At 44.9% G+C, this 26,506-nt stretch carries 26 protein-coding genes, 2 pseudogenes and 1 other annotated feature; of the genes and pseudogenes, 9 read left to right on the forward strand and 19 right to left on the reverse strand.

All coding sequences use genetic code 11. The features are described 5' to 3' along the window. Positions 1 to 69: 69 nt before the first annotated feature. The 3 genes from ACINLD_RS17155 to ACINLD_RS17165 form a co-directional block, all read right to left on the reverse strand. Positions 70 to 282 carry an alpha/beta-type small acid-soluble spore protein gene (locus ACINLD_RS17155; RefSeq protein ID WP_077736206.1) on the reverse strand — a complete coding sequence of 71 codons (213 nt, stop codon included), beginning with the start codon at positions 280 to 282 and terminating at the stop codon, positions 70 to 72. A gap of 114 nt (positions 283 to 396) precedes the next feature. Further along, positions 397 to 1,602: a tRNA uracil 4-sulfurtransferase ThiI gene (thiI, locus tag ACINLD_RS17160; RefSeq protein ID WP_077736205.1), complete on the reverse strand. Its 1,206-nt coding sequence runs from the start codon at positions 1,600 to 1,602 to the stop codon at positions 397 to 399. Between the two features lie 8 nt (positions 1,603 to 1,610). Further along, the gene (locus tag ACINLD_RS17165) at positions 1,611 to 2,756 is read right to left on the reverse strand and encodes a cysteine desulfurase family protein (RefSeq protein ID WP_077736204.1); all 1,146 of its coding nucleotides are present in this window, start codon (positions 2,754 to 2,756) and stop codon (positions 1,611 to 1,613) included. Between the two features lie 193 nt (positions 2,757 to 2,949). Between ACINLD_RS17165 and brnQ the strand changes: the two genes are divergently transcribed. Then, positions 2,950 to 4,287, forward strand: coding sequence for a branched-chain amino acid transport system II carrier protein (gene brnQ / locus ACINLD_RS17170; protein WP_026588266.1), 1,338 nt, complete (start codon positions 2,950 to 2,952; stop codon positions 4,285 to 4,287). An 89-nt stretch (positions 4,288 to 4,376) separates the two neighbouring features. Here brnQ and ezrA read toward each other — a convergent pair whose 3' ends face one another. Beyond that, the gene (gene ezrA / locus ACINLD_RS17175) at positions 4,377 to 6,071 is read right to left on the reverse strand and encodes a septation ring formation regulator EzrA (RefSeq protein ID WP_026588267.1); all 1,695 of its coding nucleotides are present in this window, start codon (positions 6,069 to 6,071) and stop codon (positions 4,377 to 4,379) included. 188 nt (positions 6,072 to 6,259) lie between these two features. Between ezrA and hisJ the strand changes: the two genes are divergently transcribed. Further along, positions 6,260 to 7,069, forward strand: a complete 810-nt coding sequence (hisJ, locus tag ACINLD_RS17180; protein ID WP_026588268.1) for a histidinol-phosphatase HisJ — start codon at positions 6,260 to 6,262, stop codon at positions 7,067 to 7,069. On the opposite strand, the gene refZ is transcribed toward hisJ, so the two are convergent. Further along, positions 7,066 to 7,704: a forespore capture DNA-binding protein RefZ gene (gene refZ / locus ACINLD_RS17185; protein ID WP_077736203.1), complete on the reverse strand. Its 639-nt coding sequence runs from the start codon at positions 7,702 to 7,704 to the stop codon at positions 7,066 to 7,068. The genes hisJ and refZ overlap by 4 nt on opposite strands. Before the next feature lie 128 nt (positions 7,705 to 7,832). On the opposite strand from refZ, the gene ACINLD_RS17190 reads away from it, so the two are divergent. Beyond that, complete coding sequence (locus ACINLD_RS17190) at positions 7,833 to 8,327, forward strand: GAF domain-containing protein (protein WP_026588270.1); 495 nt, start codon at positions 7,833 to 7,835, stop codon at positions 8,325 to 8,327. A 14-nt stretch (positions 8,328 to 8,341) separates the two neighbouring features. Here the strand turns inward: ACINLD_RS17190 and ACINLD_RS17195 are convergent, their stop codons facing one another. Continuing rightward, on the reverse strand, positions 8,342 to 10,057 hold the full coding sequence (locus ACINLD_RS17195; protein ID WP_410207098.1) for a GGDEF domain-containing protein: 1,716 nt from the start codon (positions 10,055 to 10,057) through the stop codon (positions 8,342 to 8,344). 332 nt (positions 10,058 to 10,389) lie between these two features. On the opposite strand from ACINLD_RS17195, the gene rpsD reads away from it, so the two are divergent. Both rpsD and ACINLD_RS17205 read left to right on the forward strand, forming a co-directional pair. Then, on the forward strand, positions 10,390 to 10,992 hold the full coding sequence (gene rpsD, locus ACINLD_RS17200; RefSeq protein WP_026588272.1) for a 30S ribosomal protein S4: 603 nt from the start codon (positions 10,390 to 10,392) through the stop codon (positions 10,990 to 10,992). 393 nt (positions 10,993 to 11,385) lie between these two features. Then, the gene (locus tag ACINLD_RS17205) at positions 11,386 to 11,595 is read left to right on the forward strand and encodes a hypothetical protein (RefSeq protein ID WP_026588274.1); all 210 of its coding nucleotides are present in this window, start codon (positions 11,386 to 11,388) and stop codon (positions 11,593 to 11,595) included. A 278-nt stretch (positions 11,596 to 11,873) separates the two neighbouring features. Here ACINLD_RS17205 and ACINLD_RS17210 read toward each other — a convergent pair. Together ACINLD_RS17210 and ACINLD_RS17215 are read right to left on the reverse strand one after the other, a co-directional pair. After that, positions 11,874 to 12,449 (reverse strand): annotated as a pseudogene (locus ACINLD_RS17210) (peptidoglycan-binding protein); the annotation flags it as partial. A gap of 6 nt (positions 12,450 to 12,455) precedes the next feature. Beyond that, a pseudogene (locus tag ACINLD_RS17215) lies at positions 12,456 to 12,871 on the reverse strand (MBL fold metallo-hydrolase); the annotation flags it as partial. A gap of 169 nt (positions 12,872 to 13,040) precedes the next feature. On the opposite strand from ACINLD_RS17215, the gene ACINLD_RS17220 reads away from it, so the two are divergent. Further along, on the forward strand, positions 13,041 to 13,451 hold the full coding sequence (locus ACINLD_RS17220) for an Lrp/AsnC family transcriptional regulator (protein ID WP_026588275.1): 411 nt from the start codon (positions 13,041 to 13,043) through the stop codon (positions 13,449 to 13,451). A 338-nt stretch (positions 13,452 to 13,789) separates the two neighbouring features. Here the strand turns inward: ACINLD_RS17220 and ACINLD_RS17225 are convergent, their stop codons facing one another. From ACINLD_RS17225 to acsA, 3 genes are all read right to left on the reverse strand, one after another. Continuing rightward, positions 13,790 to 13,933 carry a hypothetical protein gene (locus ACINLD_RS17225; RefSeq protein ID WP_179115700.1) on the reverse strand — a complete coding sequence of 48 codons (144 nt, stop codon included), beginning with the start codon at positions 13,931 to 13,933 and terminating at the stop codon, positions 13,790 to 13,792. A gap of 130 nt (positions 13,934 to 14,063) precedes the next feature. After that, a complete protein-coding gene (gene tyrS, locus ACINLD_RS17230; protein WP_026588277.1) occupies positions 14,064 to 15,329 on the reverse strand; it encodes a tyrosine--tRNA ligase in 1,266 nt (421 codons plus the stop codon). A 48-nt stretch (positions 15,330 to 15,377) separates the two neighbouring features. Continuing rightward, positions 15,378 to 15,617 (reverse strand) — a binding site (T-box leader). Positions 15,618 to 15,670: 53 nt separating this feature from the next. After that, entirely contained in the window at positions 15,671 to 17,389 is a 1,719-nt protein-coding gene (gene acsA / locus ACINLD_RS17235) for an acetate--CoA ligase (RefSeq protein WP_077736199.1), read from the reverse strand. Between the two features lie 155 nt (positions 17,390 to 17,544). Between acsA and ACINLD_RS17240 the strand changes: the two genes are divergently transcribed. Genes ACINLD_RS17240 through ACINLD_RS17250 form a run of 3 tightly spaced genes read left to right on the forward strand, consistent with a single transcriptional unit; the run spans position 17,545 to position 20,000 of the window. Next, positions 17,545 to 18,177, forward strand: coding sequence for a GNAT family N-acetyltransferase (locus tag ACINLD_RS17240; RefSeq protein WP_026588279.1), 633 nt, complete (start codon positions 17,545 to 17,547; stop codon positions 18,175 to 18,177). A 21-nt stretch (positions 18,178 to 18,198) separates the two neighbouring features. Further along, complete coding sequence (locus ACINLD_RS17245) at positions 18,199 to 18,843, forward strand: acetoin utilization AcuB family protein (protein WP_026588280.1); 645 nt, start codon at positions 18,199 to 18,201, stop codon at positions 18,841 to 18,843. Further along, a complete protein-coding gene (locus ACINLD_RS17250) occupies positions 18,840 to 20,000 on the forward strand; it encodes an acetoin utilization protein AcuC (RefSeq protein WP_026588281.1) in 1,161 nt (386 codons plus the stop codon). The genes ACINLD_RS17245 and ACINLD_RS17250 overlap by 4 nt, the downstream gene beginning before the upstream one ends. A gap of 73 nt (positions 20,001 to 20,073) precedes the next feature. On the opposite strand, the gene motS is transcribed toward ACINLD_RS17250, so the two are convergent. From motS to ACINLD_RS17290, 8 genes are all read right to left on the reverse strand, one after another. Then, positions 20,074 to 20,775: a flagellar motor protein MotS gene (motS, locus tag ACINLD_RS17255; protein WP_026588282.1), complete on the reverse strand. Its 702-nt coding sequence runs from the start codon at positions 20,773 to 20,775 to the stop codon at positions 20,074 to 20,076. After that, positions 20,765 to 21,583 (reverse strand): flagellar motor protein MotP, encoded by an 819-nt coding sequence (gene motP, locus ACINLD_RS17260; RefSeq protein WP_026588283.1) that lies wholly within the window; start codon positions 21,581 to 21,583, stop codon positions 20,765 to 20,767. Before motP ends, motS begins: the two co-directional genes overlap by 11 nt. A 90-nt stretch (positions 21,584 to 21,673) precedes the next feature. Then, positions 21,674 to 22,678, reverse strand: a complete 1,005-nt coding sequence (gene ccpA / locus ACINLD_RS17265) for a catabolite control protein A (protein WP_026588284.1) — start codon at positions 22,676 to 22,678, stop codon at positions 21,674 to 21,676. Positions 22,679 to 22,991: 313 nt separating this feature from the next. Next, positions 22,992 to 24,068, reverse strand: coding sequence for a bifunctional 3-deoxy-7-phosphoheptulonate synthase/chorismate mutase (locus ACINLD_RS17270; RefSeq protein WP_026588285.1), 1,077 nt, complete (start codon positions 24,066 to 24,068; stop codon positions 22,992 to 22,994). A 218-nt stretch (positions 24,069 to 24,286) separates the two neighbouring features. Further along, on the reverse strand, positions 24,287 to 25,072 hold the full coding sequence (locus ACINLD_RS17275; protein ID WP_256860338.1) for a tropomyosin: 786 nt from the start codon (positions 25,070 to 25,072) through the stop codon (positions 24,287 to 24,289). A gap of 174 nt (positions 25,073 to 25,246) precedes the next feature. Continuing rightward, positions 25,247 to 25,573, reverse strand: coding sequence for a bacillithiol system redox-active protein YtxJ (gene ytxJ, locus ACINLD_RS17280; protein ID WP_026588287.1), 327 nt, complete (start codon positions 25,571 to 25,573; stop codon positions 25,247 to 25,249). A gap of 20 nt (positions 25,574 to 25,593) precedes the next feature. Next, the gene (locus ACINLD_RS17285) at positions 25,594 to 26,007 is read right to left on the reverse strand and encodes a YtxH domain-containing protein (protein WP_077736198.1); all 414 of its coding nucleotides are present in this window, start codon (positions 26,005 to 26,007) and stop codon (positions 25,594 to 25,596) included. After that, entirely contained in the window at positions 26,008 to 26,433 is a 426-nt protein-coding gene (locus ACINLD_RS17290; RefSeq protein ID WP_026588289.1) for a DUF948 domain-containing protein, read from the reverse strand. Between the last annotated feature and the right edge of the window lie 73 nt (positions 26,434 to 26,506).

Genomic DNA, 26,506 nt, shown 5'->3' on the forward strand with positions numbered 1-26,506 from the left:
TCCTTTTTTGCCAATATAAAAAGAGTGGGGAAAACCCCACCCATTATCCATTGCTTTTCAATTTTCAGGTTATTGTTGTGGTCCACCCATTTGCTGTTGAGCGAAAGAAACTAAACGCTTAGTGATTTCTCCTCCAACTGAACCGTTTGCACGAGAAGTAGTGTCTGCACCAAGGTTAACGCCGAATTCAGAAGCGATTTCAAACTTCATTTGGTCGATAGCTTGAGCAGCGCCAGGAACCAATAGTTGGTTAGAACTGTTTTGTCTGTTTTGTTGAGCCATGTGTTCTCACCTCCTTGTGAGTATAGATTGTGTAAAAACACATGACTTCATGCAAATAATGATTGGTAATTGTATGCAATAAAAACAGACAAAACGGTGTGCCGCTAAACAGCTTTAAAAAAAGTCGGCAAATTTATCTTTCGCTTCTTTTTTGCTGCTTAATACGATCGTTTCCGTTTTTTCGACCGCTTCTTGAATGAGCGGTTCAAAATCCGTATAGCTTTCAAAGTGCTCGATTTTTTCTTTTTTCGGGCGTGTTTTCGGCGCTGTAGGAGTAAAGATCGTGCAGCAGTCTTCATATGGACGAATGCTGATATCATACGTGTCGATTTCTTTCGCTTTTTCGATGATCTCTGTTTTATCCATTCCGATCAGCGGCCGCAAAACCGGTGTGCTCGTAACGGCATTGATGGCATACATGCTCTCCAGCGTCTGGCTTGCCACTTGCCCGAGGCTTTCTCCGGTAAAGATGGCCAGGGCATTATGCCGTTCGCGAAGCTTGTCTGCAATCTGCAGCATGAGTCTGCGCGTCGCAGTCATCGAATAGTTTTCCGGAATTTGTTTTTGAATGAGTTCCTGCGTTTTTGTAAACGGAACGATATGAAGCTTGATGTCCCCGCCGAACGCTGTGAGACGCTCGGTCAGATCAATGACTTTTTGCTTGGCCCGTTCACTTGTGTATGGCGGGCTGAAGAAGTGGACGGCTTCAATTTCAAGTCCGCGCTTCATTGCGTAGAAGCCGGCAACAGGGCTGTCAATCCCGCCCGAGATCATCAGCATCGCTTTTCCTCCGCTTCCGACAGGCAGACCTCCGGCGCCTTTTTCATCCCTGAATGTCAAATAAGTGGCATCCTCTCTGATCTCGATCCTTAAATGGATATCAGGCGAGTGAACGTCAACGGACAGGCCGTCTGTATTTCGCAAAATATGACCGCCGATTTCGGCATTCATTTCATTCGTGTTTAATTCAAACTGCTTATAGGCTCTTTTAGTGGATACTTTAAATGTGTCCCCAGGCTTGTATTGCTGTTGAACAGAGGCGAGAGCCGTCTCTTTTATGCTGTCCAAGTTTGTCTCGCATTTGACGGCGAGGCTGAAGGACTGAATCCCGAACACATGCTTTAAGCGGGCGATGACGGGCTCCGCATCCTCGCCGTTTAACATCAGGGTCATTCTGTCACGGGTTGACTCATAACGGATGTTCTTAAAATCGCGGAGGACCATTTTCATGTTCCTTTTCAGCCGGTCGACAAAAAGCCGTCTGTTCTTTCCTTTTGTTGAGATTTCACCAAAGCGGATTAAAATGTAATCGTATTTCATCTGTTTCCCTACCTCATAATTCCTTTTAATTTGTGTAAACTTTCTTTTAAGGCCGTCATAAACGGCTCGACTGTTTCTCTGCCATCGCGGTAAGTCAGGCTGACTCTGATGCTGCTTTTGGCGGCCTCGTCCCCTTTGCCCATGGCTGACAGCACCTTGCTTGGTTTATGCTGTTTTGATGAACATGCGGATGTCGTCGATACAAAAATATCTCGTTCTTCAAGCATATGCAAGAGAACTTCAGCTTTCATTCCGGGAACGGAGAAATTAATAATATGCGGCGCACTGCCGGTTTCCGGCGTATTTAATATCACACCTTTTATCTCTTTTAGCTCTCTGATCATGTCCGATTTTGCCGCTTTCATTTCTTCTATATAATCGTCATAATCCTTTGAAGACATGTTGACGGCTTTTGCAAGCGAAACTGCGCCTGCGGTGTTTTCGGTTCCGGCTCTTCGGTTGTTTTGCTGTTCTCCGCCCGAGATTAACGGAAAAAGCGTAAGCTCCTCTTTTAGTATAAGGGCGCCGGTTCCTTTTAACCCGTGAAATTTATGGCCTGAGATCGTGCAAAGGTCAATCGCTGAACGGGTGATGTCGAGAGGAACCTTGTTGATGCCTTGAACATAATCAACATGAAAGTATGCACGGCTCTTTTCTTTAACGATTCTTCCGATTTCTTCTATCGGCTGAATGGCGCCTGTTTCATTATTGACATGCATAACGCTGACAAGAATCGTATCTTTGCGAAGCGCTTTTTCCAACTGTTCGGGTGAAACAAAGCCCTGGCCGTCAACAGGGAGATATGTGACCTCAAAATCGAACGCCTCCTTCAGCTGCTCCAATGATTCTGAGACTGAAGGGTGTTCTATGGAAGAAGTGATGATATGTTTTCCCTTATGCTGATGAGCCAGTGCCGTTCCTTTGAGCGCCATATTGTTGGCTTCTGATGCACCTGATGCAAATACGACATCATAGCGGCTGAGAGACAGAGCCGATTTGATCTGCTGTCTCGCCTCAGTCAATAATTGATCTGCTTCAACACCATGGCGGTGCAATGACGAAGGATTGCCAAAGAAGCGCTGATTTACTTGTTCATAAATTTGTAATATTTCCTGATAAGGTTTGGTTGTCGAACTGTTATCAAGATAAATCATGACCTTCTCCTTTAAAATTGAACGTTCTTTTTCATGACTGTATATGTTATCATAACAACTTGTAATTGAAAATTAAAAATAAAAGTGTTTGACTTCTCTGATTTTTAAAATATAATAGTCTTTGGACTTTTGTCATACTATATCGCAAAACTAATTGACAGAAAATTTAAACATCGCCAGGAGGTTCTTTTTAATGAAAACTTCACTATCCGCTAAGGAAACGACTGCGATCGGGCTCATGCTCTTCGCTCTCTTTTTCGGAGCGGGAAATATGATATTTCCTCCCCAGCTTGGTCAGGCTGCGGGAGAACATGTATGGCCGGCCATCACCGGATTCTTGCTCACAGGCGTCGGGCTGCCGCTGCTTGGGGTTATTGCGGTCGCTCTGACCGGGAGCGCAAAAGGATTGGCCGACAAAGCGCACCCGGTTTTCGGAACGATTTTAATCGTCAGCATCTATTTAACGATCGGACCGTTGTTTGCGATCCCGAGAACGGGGAACGTTTCGTATGTTATCGCTGTTGAACCTTTTTTAGGAAAACATTCATCAAATCTTTACCTGTTTATTTTTACCTTAATTTTCTTCGGTATCACATACTTTTTAGCATTAAATCCAAGCAAGCTTGTTGACCGGATCGGCAAAATATTGACACCGATATTATTGGCTGTCATCGCCATCTTAGTCATTAAAGCGTTTGTGACGCCGATGGGCAGCATTGGTTCTGTGACAGAAGCTTATCAGTCCGCACCGCTGTTCGTCGGATTTTTGGAAGGCTATAAAACAATGGATGCCATTGCATCGATCGTTTTTGGAATTGTTGTCATCAATGCGATTAAAGATCGCGGTGTAACAAACCCTAAATCAATTGCCGCTTCCTGCATCAAAGCAGGGGTTGTGGCTGCCGTCGGTCTTGGATTGGTATATGTCTCACTCGCTTATTTGGGAGCCACGAGTGTTGATACAGTGGGATCACTGGATAACGGCGGGGAAATCCTGTCAAAAGCTTCGGCGTATTTATTCGGATCACTCGGCAATGCCGTTCTCGGAATCGCGATTTTGTTCGCCTGCCTGACGACGAGTGTAGGACTTGTCTCTTCTTGCGGCGAGTACTTTTCAAAGCTGATTCCAAAGCTTTCCTATAAAACTGTCGTGATCATCGTCACTCTTTTCAGTCTTGCGATTTCCAATTTCGGTCTGACTGAAATCATTTCGTTTTCCGTGCCGATTCTTTCGGCGATTTATCCGCTTGCCATCGTCGTTGTATTGTTTTCATTTATTGACAAGCTGTTTAAAGAACGGCGCGAAGTGTATATCGGCGCCCTAATTCCGACCGGAATTTTCAGTATTATTGACGGTTTAAACGCTGCTAAAATTCCGTTAGGACCGCTTAATGACATTTTAGGCCAATACATTCCGCTCTACTCTAACGGTGTCGGCTGGGTTGTTCCGGCCCTCATCGGTGCTGTAATCGGATATATTACGACCTTTTTCATCCCTTCACAGGCCGACCGTTTAAGAAAAGTAAGCTGATGCAGACAACAAACCCCTCCGTGTGATGCGGAGGGGTTTTGATGAGGGGAAATCGAAAAGACCGGCACTTTCTAGAAGTGCCGGTCTTTTTATTCAGTGTCGCGCGCCTCTGCTTCCAAACGGCCTACCGCTCCGGGAGACGCTTTTTCCACCGCTCTTGCGGCTAACTCGTAAGCTTCATCATACTCATAGGAGTAGAAGCGGTTCTCCGCTTCCTTCAACTGCTCAGAAAGCGCATGGTTCTGACTTCTGAAGCGGTTGCCGTACTGAATGATGCGCTCGATCATCCTTACTTTATCGACTAAATCATCTGTTTCTTGTTTCACTTCTGTGACAAGGCTCTCAGCGCCCTGTAAACGCTCGTTGACCGCCTCCATGTTGAGCGGCAGCATTTGCAGCTGCTCATTCACTTTTTGTACGGCGGAGCGGGACTGCTCTATTCTTTCTGTTATAGATGCCGGAATTCCCGGTACATTGCTTTTTTCCAAGCGCCTTGCGGTATGTGTAATCGTCTGCTTCAACTGCTGAAGGAGCTCTCTCGCCTGGAGTTCTTCTTTTCTCAGCAATTGCAGCATGTCTCTGTACTCATCATACTCCTTTTGAGCCGCTTCCAGCTGCTTTTCGATGTCCAGAAGCTCTTCCTTCAGGAGGGAGTATGCGACATGCTTCTGATCAAGCCTCTCTTTTACCTGTTCAAATTGTTTTTCTATCAGTTCAAGACGCTTTTCATACGACTGCTGCTTCTCCAGTTCACCCGTTGAAAGCCGATAGCTTTCCTTCACAAGATCGGTCTCTGCTTTTGTATCCTGCTTGTTGGTTTCAAGCTTTTCCAATGCGGCGGCCAGCTCAGGCATTTTAGCGAGGATCACCCTGCCGGCTTCGACCTCTTGTTCAAGCTGGGTGTACAACGTCTGAATCGTTTCTTCAATCATCTGCATCGTCGCAGCGGCTTCTTCCAAATTCAGCTCGCTCAAAAGCGCATCTTCCGCGCGTTTCAGTTCTTTTTCAAGGTTTTCCAGTTCCTTTTCAATTTGAATATGATCGAGCTTGTAGCCTTTATCGATCATTTCCTGATAGCCGGCTTTCAGCTTCACCAGCTCGTTCGGCACCGTCTGTTTGCAGCCGGCAAGCAGCTTCGGCACGTCGTCTATATGTGATTGAAGCTCTTCAAGCAAGCGGTCCTGCGCAAGCAGCACTTTTCTTGCTTCTATGTAGTTCCCGCCGTCTGTTTCGGCTTCGAACTGTTTAATTCCTTCCCACACCGAATCAAGATCCGCCTCTATTTTCGGATAGAGATCTCCGTATAGATGGCTGTAAGCCAACAGATTTTTGCGTATTTTTGTATACTGCTCTTTAATTTCTTCAATTTCCTTGCGGTTTTGTTCTTCGCTTGAGACGAGATTGGCGATTTCCTTTAAAATCTCTTCAATATTGGATTCAGCCGCCGACAACAGGTTCTCGATGTGGGCGAGCACCTGCTTTGATTTTTGAAAGCGGTACTTGTCGGCGCAATCCTCCGCCTCAAACAGCAGCTCTTCAACTTTGGGCATGTGCGCAGTCACGATTTCATCCCATTCATTGCGCCATCTCTCAAAGAACTCTTCCGTCTGACCCGTCATCTTTAAATGCTTGATTTTTGACATCTCTTCCACAATTGAACGGTTCAGTATTTCAATTTTCCACGCTTCCAAACGGTCAATTTCTTTATATATATTTCTCCTGAATAAGTAGCCTGTAGCGAATAAGATTAAAAATAACGCCAATAAGCCGATGACAAACTCCATAATGAGCCCCCTTGCTGTTTAACTTGTTCTGTCAGGGTATGATATTTGAAATTGTATGTAAAACTAAAAGTTTAGCTATCGTTTTCATTGTTCTTATGATACCATGTAACCAACATTTTTTGAGCAGAATTTTTAATTTTTTTACATCAAAGTGACAACATCTGACTATTTTTTTACGGGGTGACATCATGCTGAAACGAGACGGTCATGTTCATTCTCCTTTTTGTCCGCACGGATCAAACGATCAATTCAGATATTATATAGAAGAATTATGCAAAAAAGGCTTCGATTCCGTTTCCTTTACGGAGCATGCTCCGCTTCCGCCCTCTTTCATCGATCCGACCCCCAAACAAGACAGCGCCATACCGATGTCCGCCCTTGAGGATTACCTTGGAATCCTCAAGCGCTTGAAGGAAGAGTATACAGGACAGATCGATATTTTGATCGGCCTGGAAGTTGACTATATCCGCGCCTTTGAGCATGAAATCAAAACGTTTCTTGATACGTACGGGTCTTTCCTTGACGACAGCATCCTTTCGGTTCATTTTTTGCCGGCGGACTCCTCACACATCTGCCTTGATTATGATGAAGATGCATTCCAAAACCTGATTGACTGTCATGGGAGCATCGAGCAGGTGTACCTAACCTATTTTCAGGAAATCTTTTCTTCCATTGTATCACCGCTCGGCACCTATAAGCCAAAACGAATCGGCCATATAACGCTGGTGAAAAAATTTGTTCAGCTCTACCCTTATTCCATGTCTGAACCTGTCCGGAGGCTGGCTTCCTCCTGTTTGGACGAAGCCGCAAAACGCGGCCTTGAGCTCGATTTTAATACAGCGGGTCTGCGCAAGCCTTATGCCGGTGACATTTATTTGGAAGAGTGGATGATCGAGGAAGCGGCGAAAAAAAACATCCCGCTTGTTTATGGGTCTGATGCCCATCAAGCTAAGGATGCCGGGTTTGGTTACGAACATTTTGAACGCCGCTTTGGCTAAATGGCGGCAATGTGCTGCTGTTCTCTGTACAAGAGGCTGATGATCCAAGTTTTCACCTCTTTATAATACGCCTGATAAAAATAAGGTTCATGAGGCTGCAGATAAAGCACTTCAGAGATATACTGAGGCTGCAGATAGGGCATCATCAAAAGGGACTTCAGCTGAATCATAAAATGAGAAAGCGGAAAACGGGAGAATTCACCGTCCTGTTTTCCTTTTTCGATGATCAGGTGGAGAATGTACTTTTCTTTTGTCAAATATGTCGACATCACTTCGCGGATCAGCGTCGAATCAATCGTCACTTCACGGTAGACGAATCGAGTTAATTGACGGTGTTCATGCTGATACGATAGAATATCAAAAACCAATTGAAGAAGGCAGTCTTTTGCATTGAGGTCCTGAAGACGCTCATGGCCGTTCTCAAGGATTTTTAAATAGCCTTCATAAAAACGGGATACTAAATGCTCCATCAAACCGCCTTTTCCGTTAAAATAATAGGAGATGTGGGCCACATTGACATTCGCTGCTGCTGCAATTTCACGGACGGACGTTCCTGTAAACCCCTTTTGGTTAAACAGCGCAATAGCGGATTCGATGATCCTGTCCTTTGTGGTTAAAAAAGAGTTTGATCCCATTTTGCTTCACCCCTTCTTACTTAAAACAATTCCACTTCATCTGGGATTGTTCCTGTAAAAAGTGCTCGACAAATAGCATCACGCCAAGCGCAAAATTGGCATTTTAAAGAAAAAGCGAGGGAAATACAATGTTTCATGTCGAAAAAACAGAAGGCGGCAAAGAAAAAAAATACGAGCTGCTTCTCAAACAAATCGATGCGCTCACAGAAGGCGAAACCGATTTGATAGCGAATGTGTCGAACGCCTCCGCACTCTTGTATCACTCATTGGAAAACATCAACTGGGCCGGCTTTTATTTCGCCAAAGACGGTGAGCTTGTGCTCGGGCCATTCCAAGGGCTCCCTGCCTGTGTGCGGATTCCGGTTGGAAAAGGGGTCTGCGGCACAGCTTATGCAAACGCCCGGATCGAACGCGTTGCCGATGTCAACGCCTTCCCGGGACATATCGCATGTGATGCGGCATCACAATCCGAAATCGTGATCCCTCTTGAAATCAACGGAGAGATGGTCGGAGTGCTTGATATAGACAGCCCGATTAAAAACCGTTTCGATGAAACCGATGAACTTTACTTGAAAAAATTCACCGAAAAACTTGGAGAACGCTTAAGCGAAAAGAGCCGGTAAAACCGGCTCTTTTTTCATGAAGAAGCGTTGTAGACGCTAAGTTTGTTTTTACCGTTTCGCTTGGCATCGTACAGGGCAATATCCGCCTGTTTTACAAGAGACGCCAAGGTTTTCGGACAATTCATTGACCAACAGGATATCCCGCAGGAGATCGTGACTTGCGGATTCGTGCACTCCCTGACAAGCGCAATCAATCGGCCTGCCAGCATTTTCCCAGCATGCAAATCGGCTTTCGGAAGGTATATCGCCAGCTCTTCTCCGCCCCACCTTGCCCCGACATCCTGCTCGCGAATGTTTCGCTGAATCGCCCGGGACACTTGGATGAGAATCTCATCGCCTTTCTGGTGTCCGTAGGTGTCATTGATCTGTTTAAAATCATCAATGTCGATTAACAAAAACACTCCGCTTTGGTCAGCCTTCATGCTGTGTTGAATCTTTTCATCAAGAAAGCTTCTGGAATATAGCTCTGTCAGGCGATCCGTCTGAACAAGATACTTCAGCCGATCGCGAAGCATTGAATTTGAAACGGCCAGAGTGGAATGCCTGATAAGCGTCTGGAACAGCTTGAACATCTCAAAAGTAAACGAACAGGCGTTTTTTTTCAAAACGATGACAAACCCTTTGTTTTCATTATTTTCAAGCATAGGAACACCCATTAATGAAGCATATCCGTCCTGTCCGAACAGTGTAGAGCCGTTTCCGACAAACACTCCGTTCTCTTCGGATACTTTTTCTTTAACATAGCGAATATAAGGATCTGCTGCATCCGTTTCAAAAAAGCTTGTGCTCCCTGGCAGCAAATTCTCTTCTTCCAAATGATTGTGATAAAAAAAGCCGACTTCCTCAGCCCCGAATGAGCCGATCAGCCTGTCGGACAAGTTTTTCATCATATCAGGAAGCTGTTTTGTCCTGTTCAGCTGATGGGAGGTTTCGTTGATCAGCTCCAAATTCGAAATCATATTTTTGGATTGCTCATAGAGCCGGGAATTTTCAAAGGCTGTACCTGCCGCATTCGAAATGACGCATATTTCCTCAGCCATTCCGGCAGCATCGGGTCCCGATGCTTTCAAAACACCGTAAGTCCCCTGTCTTCCTTTAATCGGAATATAAACGATTGAATCATCCTTCTGCTTCCGCTTCCCTGACAAATAAGCCTCCAATGCAAAGGGATCAGTCGTCTCATTTTGAACATCGATTTCTTTTGCAGGAAGATTGATGTATTGATCCTGATCAAAGGATAAAAAAAGGCAGTAGGTTAAATCAGGAAAAATACCCCTCAAACTCTCGAGCATCGTTTTGAGAACTTTTTCTTGATCCATCAGCCCATGAACCCGTTCCGTCTCTTTATAAATTCTTGTTTTGCGAAGCGTATCCCTATGTGTTTTTTCGAGCTCTGTACAATGTTTCAAAAACATATAAATCGATTCAGCCAGATTTTTCGGTATTTTACGATTCTTTAGACTTATAAGTTCGATATATTTACTGTTTCTTTCTATTGTTATAATGGTATAATAATCATTGATACAGCTGATTGAATCGTTACGGTCTTTCAGCTTCGCCGGCTTATGAGAAGAGGCTTGCAAAGTCAAGGAAATCGGCGAGAAAAATGACTCTGCTGCCTCTTTCAGCCAAACGACAGAGTTATTGTATGAAAGAGCCGGCTTTTTTAACAAAAATTGGAGAATCTCCTGATGAAAAGATAGATATAGGTCTTCAGTTTGTCTATTCATTAATATCACCCAAAAACATCCATTGAAATCTAATCTTATTTTCCTAATTATATCATAAAAACAGGACTATATCCCGGTATGTGTTTTAAATTCATTTTAAGCCTGTCCATATGTGGTTGACTTTAACCCTAGGACATTATATAATCGACTTTGTGTGAAATATTGCAGCCTTTTTGTTCTGCTTCCGTGTTTCATTTTGTTCCTTATATATAAGGTGTATCGTGTAACTCTTTGCTGCTGGAGCGAGGATACATGAAAACAAAATGGACATGGCTGAATTGAACAGATGGGTTTTATTTTCACAAAAATAAAACCAAAGGAGGAGTCACATTATGGCTCGCTATACAGGTCCAAGCTGGAAAATATCCCGCCGTTTAGGAATCTCCTTAAGCGGGACGGGTAAAGAATTAGAAAAACGTCCTTACGCGCCAGGTCCGCACGGTCCGGGACAGCGTAAAAAATTATCAGAATATGGTTTGCAATTGCAAGAAAAGCAAAAGCTTCGCCATATGTACGGTGTAAATGAGCGCCAATTCCGCAATCTTTTTGACAGAGCTGCGAAAATGGCCGGTAAACACGGTGAAAACTTCATGATTCTTCTTGAATCTCGCCTTGACAACATCGTATACCGCCTTGGCTTAGCGCGCACTCGCCGCCAAGCACGCCAATTGGTAAACCACGGTCATATTCTTGTTGACGGAAGCCGCGTTGATATTCCGTCTTACCAAGTAAAACCTGGTCAAACAATCGGCCTTCGCGAAAAATCAAAAGATCTTTCCATCGTCAAAGAAGCGGTTGAAGTGAACAACTTCGTTCCTGAATACGTAACATTTGACGCTGAAAAACTTGAGGGTACGTTCTCTCGCCTTCCAGAGCGCTCTGAGCTCCCTGCTGAAATTAACGAAGCGTTGATCGTTGAGTTCTACTCTCGTTAAAACAAATGCTCTGTAAAGAGCATCGGCAAAAACCCTAGAATCGTTGATATACCAACGATTCTAGGGTTTTTTGTTTGCTCTCTGCTTTGTGGAATATTGTATTCTCTCCCCCATTGGTTTGGGGGAAGTTTGGGAGCCGTTCCCTTTTTAAATGGAGCGGAAACCGGGGAGATCATTTATATGGAAGGAAAAATTCATTACATAAATCAGATCCGCAAGGTTTTTTTCATGTCGGGATTCAAAAGGAAACACCAACAACCTCATTAAATTTAAAATGTCGTCGGCGTGGAAATAAAGTAAGCCCTTCTCACAGCTGGAAGGGCTTTACTCATCATAGGGTCTGTATTTTTTCGCCATTTCAATCAGAAAGGATCAATTTTAAAGCCAGATGAGATGGATACCCTGAGTGGAAATCAAGAAACAGCGATGGGTGTTATGTTGAAAAAAGTCGGAAACAAAGAAGACACTGAAATGAATACTCTCGCCGACCCTGATCGAACAACAAAATTGGCGGCACAAAAAGTTTCTAAGAAAGTGTATAGTGAAGAGGAGTTAGAAAAGCTAGAAAAGAAATATACTCTTTATAATGACACAGTGTACTGAGCTTATATAGATTGTGATATAATCGTCAAGCTAGAACCTACTTACACCGTTCCTGAAGATGTTGAAAAAAGCGAATGGGAAAGACTGGTTTGGAATTTGCAGGAGTTTATGATGAGTTAGAGCCGGATTTGGGTACGACCTTGAGAGCTTATTGAGGAAACTATAGAGGAATTAGAAGGAAACGTTGAAAATCCGTATTCAAGATTAGAATAAAGTAAGAAACAAACATAATTTTTGTTTTCAAGGCGCCGGTTGCGGCGCCTTCTTTTCTATTTCAGTAACGACTCAAGTTTCCCCTTAGTCTTTGGTCCGTAAATGCTATCTGCCGCAATTCCCGCTCTTTTTTGAAGGGATTTGACAGCCTGCACAGTTTCATACCATAAGAGCCATTGGCCTCGAATTTAGGTAACGAGAAGCCCGCGGCAATCAGACGTTTTTGCAAGGTCTTGACTTTGGGTCCTGACGATCCTTTTTTCAAGATCGTGCCGGTGGATTTGCTCGACTGGCTTGCGGATGCTTTCTTTTCTGATACCGTTTGACCGAGCAGGCTGTCAAATTTTTTGCGTAATGCCGATAATTGACTTGAATCTCTTACCCACGGAGCCGGGCAATTTTTGTTTGTTACGTCGTAATGGCGAACGATCTTATTTGTAGACAAACCGTAACGCTTGCACAGATGGGTGACCAGTTCAGCAGTATTCTGAACTGTTTCACTGTGAATCTTGCCGTCTTTTTCGACACACATTTCAACGTCTATCGCTGTTGTATTTTCGCTCGGCTTTAAAAAACTGACATAACAGCGATTTTTGTCGTGTGCATATGTAGGTGCCCTCATTTTCAGGAATAATGTACTGATACCCCGGCTGATGTTCATTCATTTCTGCTTGAATCCCTTCATCCCAAACTGTATCTCCTGCTGCATACAACATCTTCTCCTCTTCCGCGTTCGCCTTTTGATTTGATGAATTGAATTCCCTCAAAAACCGCATCTTTTGTTAAAACCTCTACATTAGAAAACCGGTCTTTCTCTCTTCCCCAGCATCCGCTTCATTTTGGACAAGCACTTCTTTGACAGCATCATCAAAATGATCCAAATGCGGATATGTTACAATCACAGCATCCGGATTCCGAATCAAATGATCCATTGATGTCGGCAGCCTTAGCGAATTTGGAAAAGGCGGTAAGTCCCTTTCCCAGCTAACATTGGATCTATGAGAAACTTTTTGCCTGCATATTCGACGACTAGTGTAGCATTGCGAATTTGTTGAATATCCATGGTTATGATTCCTTTTCTTTGTCTTATCGATAGTTTATACTATGATCCCTTGAGATTTACATAGTTAAGATCAAGTCTTTTTTCTGTTTGACTTGATGTTTGAAAAAACGTATTTTATTTTGTGCCGGAATGTTTTAGGTCGATCGGATTTGAGAAAGGATTTGATTAGATGCTTGATCATACAGATTTGCGGATATTAGAAGAGCTTTCGAAAAACAGCCGGATGACGATGAAGGAATTGGGAGAAAAAGTTCATTTGACAGGGCAAGCTGCCGCAACCAGAGTTGCGAAATTAGAAGATAGCGGGGTGATTGAAGGCTATACCATTAAAGCGAATCAAGTGAAACTAGGGTGTTTTATCCACGCGTTTATCAATATCTACACCAAAAGCACTCATCACCAGCCTTATCTTTCATTTATCAACGCACAAGAGAAACACATCATCAACAACTATAAAATCAGCGGGGATGGCTGCTATCTGCTTGAATGCAAATTTCCATCCAATGAACATTTAGACCAATTTTTAATCGGCTTGAACAAGCATGCCAATTATAAGTTGTCGATTGTGATTAGTAAATAGTGCATCCATTCTTTGCGGGATTATATTGCTCTGCTCTTTGATATTCTTGGATCTAAATGAATGCGCGTAGAAGAATATGAATCTATTTGGTGGGGCTCGGCATTATTCGCATTCATATTTTTTCGATTAATAACATCACAATGTCGGCATTTTTAATGAATCAACACAAAAAGAAAAAGCGGGATGATCCCTGCTTTTTCGGTTCCATTTTATTAGAACGTTTCCGGGTTCGAATGTCCCGGGCTCATACGTTGCTTTATAATGTCTGCTAAAAGCCGTCTGCTTTAGAACGGCGAATTCATGATGACAGTGCCCCCCGGCATGAATTCGCCGTTTTTTTATTTTAAACGCTTCGTCTCTTCCGAATCGTTCAATTGATTAAAGCCGTCCACTGTCTGTTCGGCCTGTGTTTTTCGTACAGCTTCAAGCTGCTTTTGATAATCTTCTTTGAATTTTTCTTTCGCGGCAATAAACAAGTTCATTCTGAATTCCTCCCGACTAGAGAATGGAAACGCTTTACTTTCTATATCTATTTTTGACATTTCCTGAATGAACATACATCAAACGTTTTGATAAAAAAACCCTTGCCGTTTAAGCAAGGGTTTCAATGGATTATTTGTAAGTCAGCAGGAAGTATTTCTTTTTCCCGCGGCGAATGACGGTAAACTGGCCTTCGATGCGGTCTTCGCTGCCTAGGACGGCGCCTACGTCATTACGGCGTTCGCCGTTGATGTAGACCGCGCCGTTTGTAATGTCTTCGCGAGCCTGACGTTTTGAAGGCGAAAGTTTTGATTGGACGAGCACATCGACAAGCGGCAATTCGGCTGTCTGATCGAGTTCCAGCGAAGGTACGCCTTTAAAGCCGACCTTCACTTCCTCAGCTGTCAATTGTTTGATATCTCCGCTGAACAGTGCTTTTGAGATGTTGACAGCCTGCTCAAGTGCTTCACGACCGTGTACAAGATCGGTTACTTCTTCGGCGAGGCGCTTTTGCGCTTCGCGTTTTTCAGGCGCCGTCTCTGTTTTTTCAGCGAGATCTTCAATTTCTTCTTTGGACAAGAAAGTGAAGTATTTCAAGTATTTCACGACATCTCTGTCATCTGTGTTGATCCAGAATTGGTAGAACTCGTAGGCCGATGTTTTCTCTTTATCAAGCCAGATCGCGCCGCCTTCGGTTTTTCCGAACTTCGTGCCGTCTGCTTTTGTCACAAGCGGAATCGTCAATCCGAAAGCTTTTGCATTCTCTTCGGATTTGCGGATGAGCTCGAGGCCTGATGTGATATTACCCCACTGGTCGCTTCCGCCGATCTGCAGCTTGCATTCCTTGTTTCTGTACAAATTCAAGAAATCGAGAGACTGCAGGATCATGTAACTGAATTCAGTATAAGATATGCCCGTCTCGATTCTGGAGCTTACCGTATCTTTGGCAAGCATGTAGTTGATGCCGAAGTTTTTGCCGACATCGCGCAGGAAATCAATGACGTTCATTTGCCCGATCCAGTCGTAGTTATTCGCCATCACCGCCGGGTTGTCACCGGCTTCAAAATCAAGGAAACGCGAAAGCTGATTTTTGATTTTTTGCGACCATTCGCGGACGATTTCTTCATTGTTCAGCGTGCGCTCCGCTTTCTTTCCGCTCGGATCACCGATCAGACCCGTTGCTCCGCCTACGAGTGCAATCGGACGATGTCCGGCCAGCTGGAAGCGGCGAAGCATTAAAATCGGCAGCAGATGCCCGATATGCAAACTGTCAGCTGTCGGATCAAATCCGGAGTATAAGCTGATTTTCTCTGAATCCAGCAGTTCTCTCAAGCCTGCTTCATCGGTTTGCTGCTGAATCAGTCCCCTGAAGGACAAATCATCAAGTAAGTGTGTCATCATCATTTAGCTCCTTTTTTCCAAAAATAAAACGCCCCTTCGCAAAAACGAAGGGACGATAAAAATCGCGGTACCACCCTGCTTAAAAGAACGCATGACCGCGCTCTTTTCACTCTCATTGATAACGGAAAAGCTTCCGTTCTTCTGCTACACAAAGCCCGGGAGGCTTTTTTCGCAAAAGCGGTTCATGAGTGTAATTCAAACCATCCATATGTGCTGATTTTCACCGGCCATCAGCTCTCTAAGACAGGGAAGGATCGTTCTACTGGTCTCAGTCTTCACCTTTTAAATATTCGACTAAATCTTTTTTAACATAATATTTTTTCATTGTCAATGAGACATCAGTCTTCCATTGTGGAAAGATCCCCGGCCGGCAGGTTCAATTCCCAGGCTTTCAGGACACGCCTCATGATTTTGCCGCTTCTCGTTTTCGGCAGTTTATCCTTAAACTCGATTTCCCTTGGCGCGGCATGTGCGGCCAAGCCTTGTTTCACGAACTGCCTGATTTCTTCTTTTAACGAATCTGACGGTTCATAACCTTCTCTAAGCGCGATGAACGCTTTAATAATTTCTCCGCGGACCGGATCCGGTTTGCCGATGACACCCGCTTCGGCGACAGCTTGATGCTCGACAAGCTTGCTCTCGACTTCAAACGGGCCGACGCGCTCGCCTGATGTCATGATGACATCGTCGATCCGTCCCTGGAACCAGAAGTATCCGTCTTCATCCATGTAGGCGGAATCGCCTGACACATACCAATCACCCGGCATAAAATAGGAGCTGTATTTTTCAGGGTTGTTCCAGATCGAATGCATCATCGACGGCCAGCCTTTTTTAATGGCGAGATTCCCCATTCTGTAAGGAGGCAGTTCATTTCCCTGATTGTCGACGATCGCAGCCTCTACGCCGGGAATCGGCTTGCCCATTGATCCCGGTTTAATTTCCATGCACGGGTAATTGCAGATGAGCTGCGCTCCTGTTTCAGTCATCCACCATGTATCATGAATCCGGTTGCCGAAGACTTTATGCCCCCATCTGATGACTTCAGGATTTAACGGCTCCCCTACGCTTAAAACATGCCGTAGTGAACTCAGATTGTATTTGTTCACAAGATCGTCGCCTGCACCCATCAGCATCCGGAAAGCCGTTGGCGCGCTGTACCATACCGTCACTTCCATTTTTTCAATTGTTTCGTACCATGCCTCAGGACTGAATCTGCCGCCTACGACGACATTCGTTGCTCCATTCAGCCACGGACCGAAGATCCCGTAAACCGTTCCGGTGACCCAGCCGGGATCAGCGGTGCACCAATAGATGTCATCATCATGCAGATCAAGAACCCATTTGGCTGTTTGATAATGTTGAATCATTGCTTTGTGGACGTGGAGAACCCCTTTTGGCGCGCCGGTTGAACCCGATGTATAGTGAAGCAGCATCCCGTCTTCCTGATCCATCCATTCAATCTCAAGATCAGTGCCTGCTTCCGCCGCTTTCGCGTAATAATCGATGACAGGTCCTTCTTCCTTTACGCCTTCTCCAACGACAATGATTGATTCAAGGTCCGGAAGTTCATCGGCCGGCACCCGTTCAAGCAATTCCGGCGTCGTCACGATGACCTTCGCTCCGCTGTTTGCAAGCCTGTCTTTGACGGCACCTTCCATAAATGCTTCAAATAACGGCCCGACAATCGCTCCCAATTTGACAGCGCCGAGAAGAATAAAATAAAGCTCGGGTGATCTCGGCATAAAAACAAACACACGGTCTCCCTTTCTCACATTGGCATGCTGCTTTAAGACATTCCCGGCTTTATTGGTTTCATTTTTCATCTCTCTGAAGGTGTACTTTTCTTCGCGGACCGGATCTTTGTAGTAAAATGCCACTTTGTTTTTCAAATTTGACTCAGCGTGGCGGTCGATCGCTTCATAAGCTGCATTGATTTTTCCCGTTTTGTACCATGAAAAATGCTTTTCGGCATCCTTCCAGTCAAATGTCCGATATGTTTCATCATAGTCAGTCAAGTTGTAATTTCCCTTTTCTTCCGGCAGCGCTTTCAATTCCATGTCCATCCCCCTTTGTTCGATCATCAAAATATATTATAGTATAGATTTTTTATTTTCTCAATTTTTAAAAAATACTGTTCTATCCTATGAAAACGCTTAATATTTTGGTATGTTATGTATAAAAGACTTCAACTAAGATGTAAGGCGGTGGATACGTGGAGCATCACAAAACCTATCATGCCAAAGAATTGCAGACCGAGAAAGGCGCATTGCTGATAGAAGGTCCTATCAGTCCCGAAAAGCTTGCAGACTATCAATTTCATGGCGAGCTTACAGCCTTTCGCCCATCTGAAAAACAGCACGAAGCATTGATCGAAATCGCAGGACTTCCCGAAGGAAGGATCATCATCGCTCGTTTCAATCACACCATTGTCGGCTATGTCACCTATGTTTATCCGGATCCGCTCGAAAGATGGTCAGAAGGAAATATGGAAAATTTAATTGAACTCGGCGCCATCGAGGTGATCCCTATGTTCAGGGGGCACTCCGTCGGAAAGACGCTTTTAGAGGTCAGCATGATGGATAAGCAGATGGAAAAATACATTATCATTACAACCGAGTATTACTGGCACTGGGATTTAAAAGGGACAAATATGGATGTTTGGGAATACAGAAAGATGATGGAGAAGATGATGAATGCCGGAGGGCTTGTCTGGTTTGCAACAGACGACCCGGAAATCAGTTCTCATCCCGCCAACTGTTTAATGGCCCGCATCGGAAAAGAGGTCGGTCAGGAATCGATCGAGCAGTTCGACAGGCTCAGATTCCATAATCGTTTTATGTACTAAGGGAGCAAAGGGGATGTGAATATGATTGTTGAAAAGATCATGAAAAGGGATGTTGTGACGCTTTCCAGAACAGATACGATCGAAGAAGCGATCAGGCGGATGCGGATGTTCCATATCAAGCACCTGCCTGTCATCAATGAACGAGGCACTGTCGTAGGCATCGTCACCGACAGGGATGTGAAGACGGCAGCCCCGAGCATCTTTAGTCAAGGCAGCTCCGCAGAGGAACTGCAAAAGCCTGTTGACCTGATCATGTCAAAAGAAGTGGTCACAGGACATCCGCTTGATTTCGCCGAGGAGATATCCGCTGTGTTTTTCGAACATGATATCGGCTGTCTCCCGATCGTGAAAAACGGAAAGCTCGTCGGCATCGTGACAAAGTCAGACTTGCTTCATACACTTGTTCAGCTGACAGGCGCTCATCATCCAGGGTCGCATATCGAAATTAAAACCCGTGATATCGCGCAGAGCCTCGCCGATATCAGCGCGATATTCAAAAAGCGCCAAATCGGGATTTTGAGCGTACTCGTATATCCAGGCGATGAAGAAAGTTCGAACATTCTCGTTTTTCGCGTGCAGACAATGAACCCCGCCTCCATCATAAAAGACGTGAAGTCAAAAGGGCATCAGGTGCTCTGGCCGGCTGAACAAAGGGAACAGCTATGAAGGACAGCGTGTTTATTTTCTCTCCCTCCTACCAAACCTATCAATTTCATCAAGACCATCCATTCAACCAGCTCAGAGTGTATGTGACATACGATCTTCTGGGCGCCATGGACGCATTCGAACAAGGGGAGATCATCCCTCCGCGCATGGCGTCGGAATCCGAGCTCGCACTCGTTCACACAAGCGATTACATCAGCGCCGTCAAGCTGGCCGGGGCGGGGAAACTGCCGGCCGCTGAAAGCGAAAACTACGGTCTTGGAACAGAAGATACGCCCGTATTTGCCGGCATGCATGAAGCCGCCTCTCTTTTGGTCGGAGGAACACTGACAGCCGCCGACTATGTGATGACGGGAAAAGCCAAACACGCCCTTAATCTGGGTGGCGGGCTTCACCACGGATTCAGAGGGAGAGCATCGGGTTTTTGCGTTTACAACGACAGCTCAGTCGTTATTCGCTACTTACAGAAAAAATACCACGCCAGAGTGCTATACATTGATACAGACGCCCATCACGGAGACGGTGTGCAATTCACGTTTTATGATGACCCTTCGGTCTGCACGGTATCGATTCATGAAACCGGCCGCTATCTTTTCCCAGGAACGGGCCAGGTTCAGGAACGGGGTCATGGGAAAGGTTATGGATATGCTTTTAACATCCCGCTTGATGCGTTCACTGAAGATGAATCTTTTCTGGACTCCTACCGAACGGCTGCGGCTGAAATCGCTGAATTCTTCAAACCGGATGTCATTTTGACGCAAAACGGGGCTGACGCTCATTACTATGACCCGCTCACACACTTATGCACAACGATGAGGATTTACGAAGCGATTCCAAAGCTCGCCCATGAATTGGCGCATGCCCACTGCAGCGGAAGATGGATTGCCGTCGGCGGGGGCGGCTATGATATTTGGCGGGTCGTGCCAAGGGCATGGGCAAGAATTTGGCTTGAAATGAAAGGGATCAAAGCTGAGGGGAACCTGCCTGAAAAATGGCTGAAAAGATGGGAAAAGCAAGCATCGGTCCCGCTCCCTGGAAAATGGTGTGATCCCGAAGCATTATATCCTCCGATTCCCAGAAAAGCGGAAATTACAGAAAAAAACGCGCAAACCGTAGCAAAAGCTCTTTTCCCGATTCGCTCTGCCCGGCGGATGATGTAGCCGACTGAAAGACCCGGAATTTCTTTTATCGATCGCGTAAAACATAAAACAAGCCTTGCTTGCGGCAAGGCCTTTATTTCTTTTGGTTCAGTTTTCCAATTACGATCTCGACACGCCTGTTTTCTTTCATATGGCTTTCGGTGCGGTTGTCCCTGACTGGTTTTGTATCCGCATAGCCGACGGCTGTAAACCTGGAAGAATCGAGTTTTTCTTTTTCCGTGAAGTACCCGATCACAGTGCTCGCTCTGGCTGCAGAAAGCTCCCAGTTGGAAGGAAAACGGTAAGTGGAAATCGGCCTGCTGTCTGTATGCCCCTCTACACTGATCGGATTGGACACCGTTTTGAGCAAAATGGCGATTTTATCGAGGACAGGGTAAGCCTTATCTTTGATATCCGCTTTTCCCGAATCAAAGAGCACCGCTTCCTGAAGGACAAGAATGACGCCGCGGTCATCACGTTTAGCTGTAATCGTGCCGGACAGCTGATTTTTTTCAATATAGTCATTGATTTTCTTTAACATATCATCTTCGCTTTTGGCCGCTTTTTTCGAATGACGATCATGGCTCTCCACTGTGTGCTCCGCGGCGGACTTTCCATCGGCTCTCTCCTGAAACGAACCTACCGCCGCTTTAAATTTATTTAAATCGATTTGCGACATCGAAAACAGCAGAATAAAGAACACGAGAATCAGCGTAATCAGATCCGAAAACGTGATGATCCAGTTTGACGATTTGCGGCCGGGTTCACGCTTTCTTCTCTCATGCCTAAGCTTCATGAGCCGTACCCTTTTGCTTCGTGTTTTCCGCCTGCTTTTTTCTCCACTCTTCCTTGGAGCCGAAAACGACAAGCTGGCTTTCAAGGTTGCGCGGATTTCTTCCCGATTGAATGCCGATGATGCCTTCTATCATCACCTGCTTCTTGAAGATTTCATTTTCCGTCTTTTCTTCAAGCTTCGCGGCGATCGGAATAAACAGCATGTTGGACAGAAGCGATCCGTAAAGCGTCGTCAAAAGGGCGATGGCCATGTTCGGCCCGAGAGTTTCAGGTTTGTTCAGATTTTTTAGCATCATCACAAGCCCCACGAGGGTACCGATCATTCCCCATGCAGGTGCAAACTCCCCCGCTTTTTCAAAGATTCTCCTTCCCTTTCTGTGCCTTTCTTCCATCGCTGCGATTTCGGCGTTCATCACATTGCGGATTGTCTCCTCATCCCAGCCGTCAATAGCCAAGAGAAGGCCCTTTTTTAAAAACGGATCTTTCATTTCATTCACATCAGCGTCAAGCGATAATATGCCTTGCTTGCGCGCCTGTTCGGAAAGAGTGACAAAGGTTTTGACCAGATTCCGCACATCGTCATCTTCCGAAATAAACACCTGCTTCAATACAGATGGGGCTTTTTTTAAGTCTTTTGGAGAAAAACTGATGAATACAGCTGCACATAATCCGCCCGTCACGATAAAAAAGGACGTTAAATCGATAAATGAATAAAAACCGGAAAGACCCGCTCCCGAGACAACGCCGATCACCAAAATGAAAATGCCTAAAATCAAGCCGACCGGTGTCAGATAATCAAATCGTTTCATATTTCATTCTCTCCAGCTCATGGAAAAGAAAGCAAGGCATCCGTGTCAAAAGCCCGCGGATACTTGCTTTCTTTTCTTGGTTTGTTATGTTTAAGATGTAGTTGATTGTCTTAATTCAATTCGGTGCGGAAGCTGGACAATGTGCTCTTCGACCTCTTCCTTGTTCATCAGTTTTGTCAAAAGTCTCATGGCCACTGCACCGATGTCATACGTCGGCTGCACGACTGTTGTGAGCTGCGGACGAACCATTAGTGAAAGCCTTGTATTGTCAAATCCGATGACCTCAAGATCGTCCGGAATGGAAAGACCTTTGTCCTGAGCGGCATGAATAATGCCAAGCGCCATTTCATCGGTGGCCGAAAGAATCGCCGTCGGTTTTTCATCGAGCTTCATCAGCGATTCGAGTGCTTCCATACCGGAATCGTACGTATAATCGCCTTCTGCGAGATATTCTTCTTTAAAGTCGATCCCTTGATCCTGAAGCGCTCTTTTGAAGCCTTGGAGCTTCTTGGCTTTATTGATCGGCTCCAAGAGCGGTCCTGAAACAAACGCCAAGCGCTTATGGCCTTTTTCAATCATCATGCTTGCAGCATCATATATGGCCTGTTCATAGTCGATGGCAACGGACGGCGTCTCTCCTTTCTCTTCGACAGACGCGGCAAGAACGATCGGCACCGGTGAACGCTTGAATTCTTCAACATGTTCTTCTGTAACATTCCCGCTCATAAAGACGATTCCATCGACTTGCTTTCCAAGCATCGTGTTGAGCAGGTGCAGCTCTTTGTCCATATTTTGGTCAGAGTTGCTTAAAATAATGTTGTATTTATACATTGTGGCAATATCTTCGATTCCCCGGGCAAGCTCTGAATAAAAGATGCTTGAAATATCGGGGATGATCACGCCGACGGTCGTTGTTTTCTTGCTCGCCAGTCCTCTTGCGACGGCATTTGGACGATATCCGAGGCGCTCGATTGCTTCAAGCACCTTTTTCCTCGTTGTCGGCTTCACATTCGGATTGCCGTTGACAACCCGTGAAACCGTCGCCATACTTACATTTGCTTCCCGTGCTACATCATATATTGTCACATTACTCATTTTTACCACTCCTTCAACTGGGTACACTTTTCTTATTCTATAGCATAAACATTTTCATGTAGAGAAATGTCAAAATGTAATACTTTATGTAAAATAAACAGATCACCAGTTTACATTATTTTTCATAATTGTTCAAAGCATAAGCTCTCTTCTGAAATTATACACGGTTTTACCTAATATGAAAACGTTCCCTTTATTTTTATAATTAATTTAAATAGAAAAAAACAGCTTTTTAATTAAAAATAAGAAATTTTTTCGACAATTTGCACATAAAAAAGGACCGCTGTGCGCGGTCCTAAATGAAATGAGCGGCTTATGCCTTTACTTGTACAAGCGGCTTCAATTCGTTCAGCCACTTTTCAAATGTCGGAATATCCATTTGCTGAGCGGAGTCGGATAGTGCGACTGAAGGATCAGGGTGAACCTCGGCCATTACGCCGTCAGCTCCGATCGCAAGCGCTGCTTTTGCCGTAGGGAGCAGGAGATCGCGGCGTCCTGTTGAATGAGTGACATCAACGAATACCGGAAGATGCGTTTCCTGTTTAAGAATCGGCACCGCAGAAATGTCCAGGGTGTTTCTCGTCGCCGTTTCATACGTTCTAATGCCGCGCTCGCAAAGGATGATCTGGTCATTTCCTTGAGACATGATGTACTCCGCTGCATTGATGAATTCCTTCAATGTTGCAGCAAGTCCGCGTTTTAGGAGAACAGGCTTTTTCACAGATCCGGCCGCTTTCAAGAGCTCAAAGTTTTGCATATTGCGGGCGCCGATCTGAATAACATCGATGTAGTCGAGCGCCTCTTCGATATGCTGCGGATTCACGATTTCACTGATCACCGCCAGATCATATTCATCAGCAACACGCTTCAAAATCTGCAAGCCTTCAACACCGAGGCCTTGGAAATCGTACGGGCTTGTACGCGGTTTGAAGGCTCCGCCGCGCAGCAGCTTCAAGCCTTGTTTTTTAGCCGCCGCTGCTACTTCTGCGACTTGCTCATAGCTTTCAACTGCACAAGGACCGACGATGAATCTTTGCTCGCCGTCACCGATTTTTTCGCCTTTCAGGTCGACAATCGTATTTTCCGGCTTTTTCTTCCGGGAAACCAGCAGCGCTTTGCTGTGATCATCTTCCTGTAATTCAAGCCCCGCTTTGAAAATTTCTTTGAAAATATGCTGGATTGTAGAATCCTCAAACGGGCCGTCATTATTTTCAATAATGCTGTTCAGCATCGTTCTTTCCCTGACTGGATCATAGCGGTTAATCCCTTGCGCTTCCTTCGCTTTTCCAATCTCTTGGACGATCCTGCCCCTCTCGTTAATCAGCTTTAAAATCTGCAAGTTTAATTCGTTCGCCTGCTGCCTCAGCAAATCAAGTTCAGTGTTGCTCATGTTATTCATCCTTTCTTTTTGGCTTCACCCTATATGAGAATAAAAATGATTCAGGTTGATTAGGGTTAATTATAAACAATGTTTACTGAAATGTCACGAAAAAATTCTTTATTACCCAAACGCTTTTAAGCGATAAAGTATTATATGCGCTTTCATCGTTGTTGTGTAGGTTTTTGATCGAAAATTTTACAAAAAAAAAAGAATCCATGCATGATTCTTTAACTTGATTGTTTATATAATCGCTGTATCTCGGTTTCTACGGCAAAAACCCGCTGATTGAGAGCGGCGCTCTTAACATCGACGTATTCAGTAATGTTGTCCGTATAGCGCCCGATGCTTTCAATGATATTTTTTTGCAGCAGCTCCTGCCCTTTTTTCAAGTCTTTAACATCTGTTTCAAGGCGGTTCAGACGCTGATCCATTCCGTCAAAGCGCTTGTCCATTTTATTCAAGCGCTGATCTACTCCGTCAAAGCGCTTGTCCATTTTATTCAGACGCTGATCCATTCCGTCAAAGCGCTTGTCCATTTTATTCAGGCGCTGATCTACTCCGTCAAAGCGCTTGTCCATTTTATTCAGACGCTGGTCTACTCCGTCAAAGCGCTTGTCCATTTCACCCAGACGCTGATCCATTCCGTCAAAGCGCTTGTCTATTTTATTCAGACGCTGGTCTATTCCATCAAAGCGCTTGTCCATTTTATTCAGACGCTGGTCTACTCCGTCAAAACGCTTGTCCATTTCACCCAGGCGCTGATCTACTCCGTCAAAACGCTTGTCCATTTCACCCAGACGCTGATCCATTCCGTCAAAACGCTTGTCCATTTCACCCAGACGCTGATCCATTCCGTCAAAACGCTTGTCTATTTTATTCAGGCGCTGATCCATTCCGTCAAAGCGCTGGTCCATTTCATTCAGACAATGATCAATTTTGTCTAGTCGTTGATTGACTGGGTTTAGCTCTTCCTTTAGGACAGATTGAAGCATATCCTTTAATTCGCTGTTCACCACTTCACCTCCCGCTTGTTTTATTATATCGTAGTCCAACGGTACTCACTATGCATCTTGGTAAAAAGGCATTTCTAAGAGGTAAAAGGTGAAAAGACCAGTAAAAAAGACCAAAACGCTGGATGCGATTCGGTCTTTTTGATTACGATTATGTTGTATTCGGCTTCAAAAAGCCTATTGGCTGTTTGCTTCAAGCGCTGGCTCGGTAATTTGTGAATGGGAGGCATGCCATTTGACTTTGCCATCTGTAAAAATAATCGCTTGAGGGCTTTCATGCTTAATCCCGTACCGTTCAGCAATATAATTTGAGAGCGGACGGCTTTCCTGCACCTTCAGATAATAGGCGGGAATGTCTTCATGATGTTCGGCGAAAGCATTAAATTCCTCGAAGGCGCGCCTGCTGATCGGACATGTTGTGCTGTGCTTCAAAAAGACAAACGTGCCGTCCGATTCTTCAAGCCGTCTAAATTCGTCCTCTGTTTGAATGAGCTGCTTCGACATGGTGAACTCCCTTTCCGTATTTATTTCTGGACTGTGTCCGCTGGTTCTGCTTCACTTTTCATTTCGTTTTCAGCGACCTCTGCTGTTTCTTCGATTGCGGATGAAGTTTCCTCCTTCATCTCATCCGCTTTATCGGCACCCTTGCTCCGCAGATCTTTGACTTTCTCCATAAGCTGTGAGGATTGATCCGCCATGAGCTGTGAAATCGAAGATGTCTTCTCCTTTGCGAGGCTGACATATTCGGAACCTTTTTCTCTCGCTTCATTTGTCAGTCTTTCGGTTTTGTCTTTAAGAACAGCGGCCTGCTGACCGATATCGCCGCGAAGCTCTTTTCCCGACTTCGGCGCCAGAAATAAGGCCGTTGCCGCACCGATGATGCCTCCTACAAATGTCCCGATGAGAAAATCTTTAGCATTCATTCCTTCTTTACTCATTTATGATTCCTCCTTCATCTTCTTTCGCTTCCATTTATTCCAAATTTCCAAAGCTGCATTGCTCCAGCTGACAACTTGAGAAATTTTTTCACGGTTTTCTTCCGCGGCGGTTGCAACCGAATCAGACACCTGCTGTATGGAGCTGTTAAACTGTCTGACAGAAGTTCCGACTTCCTGAACGGCATCAACAACACGATTCAATTTCAACGATTTTTCCTGAATATCCTCCGCAAGACGGTTTGTTTTATGAAGGAGCTCTGTAGTTTCTGCCGTAATGCCCTTCATCTGACCTTCAAGTCCTTCTAAGGTTGAAGCGACATGTTTCAGCGTCATTTGCAGCGATTTTAGCATTTTTGATAAATAGATTACTAAAATGAAAAAAGCGATGGCAATAAGTGCGGCGCTTAAATAAAGAATAATTATCATCATATCCTCCTTAAAGCTTCCGGGCTTACAGTTGATGTTTACCCATTTGGCCAACTTGTAAACCCCTTTGTAT

It is taken from the genome of Bacillus sp. z60-11 (genome assembly GCF_046464135.1).
Classification (GTDB): domain Bacteria; phylum Bacillota; class Bacilli; order Bacillales; family Bacillaceae; genus Bacillus; species Bacillus sonorensis_A.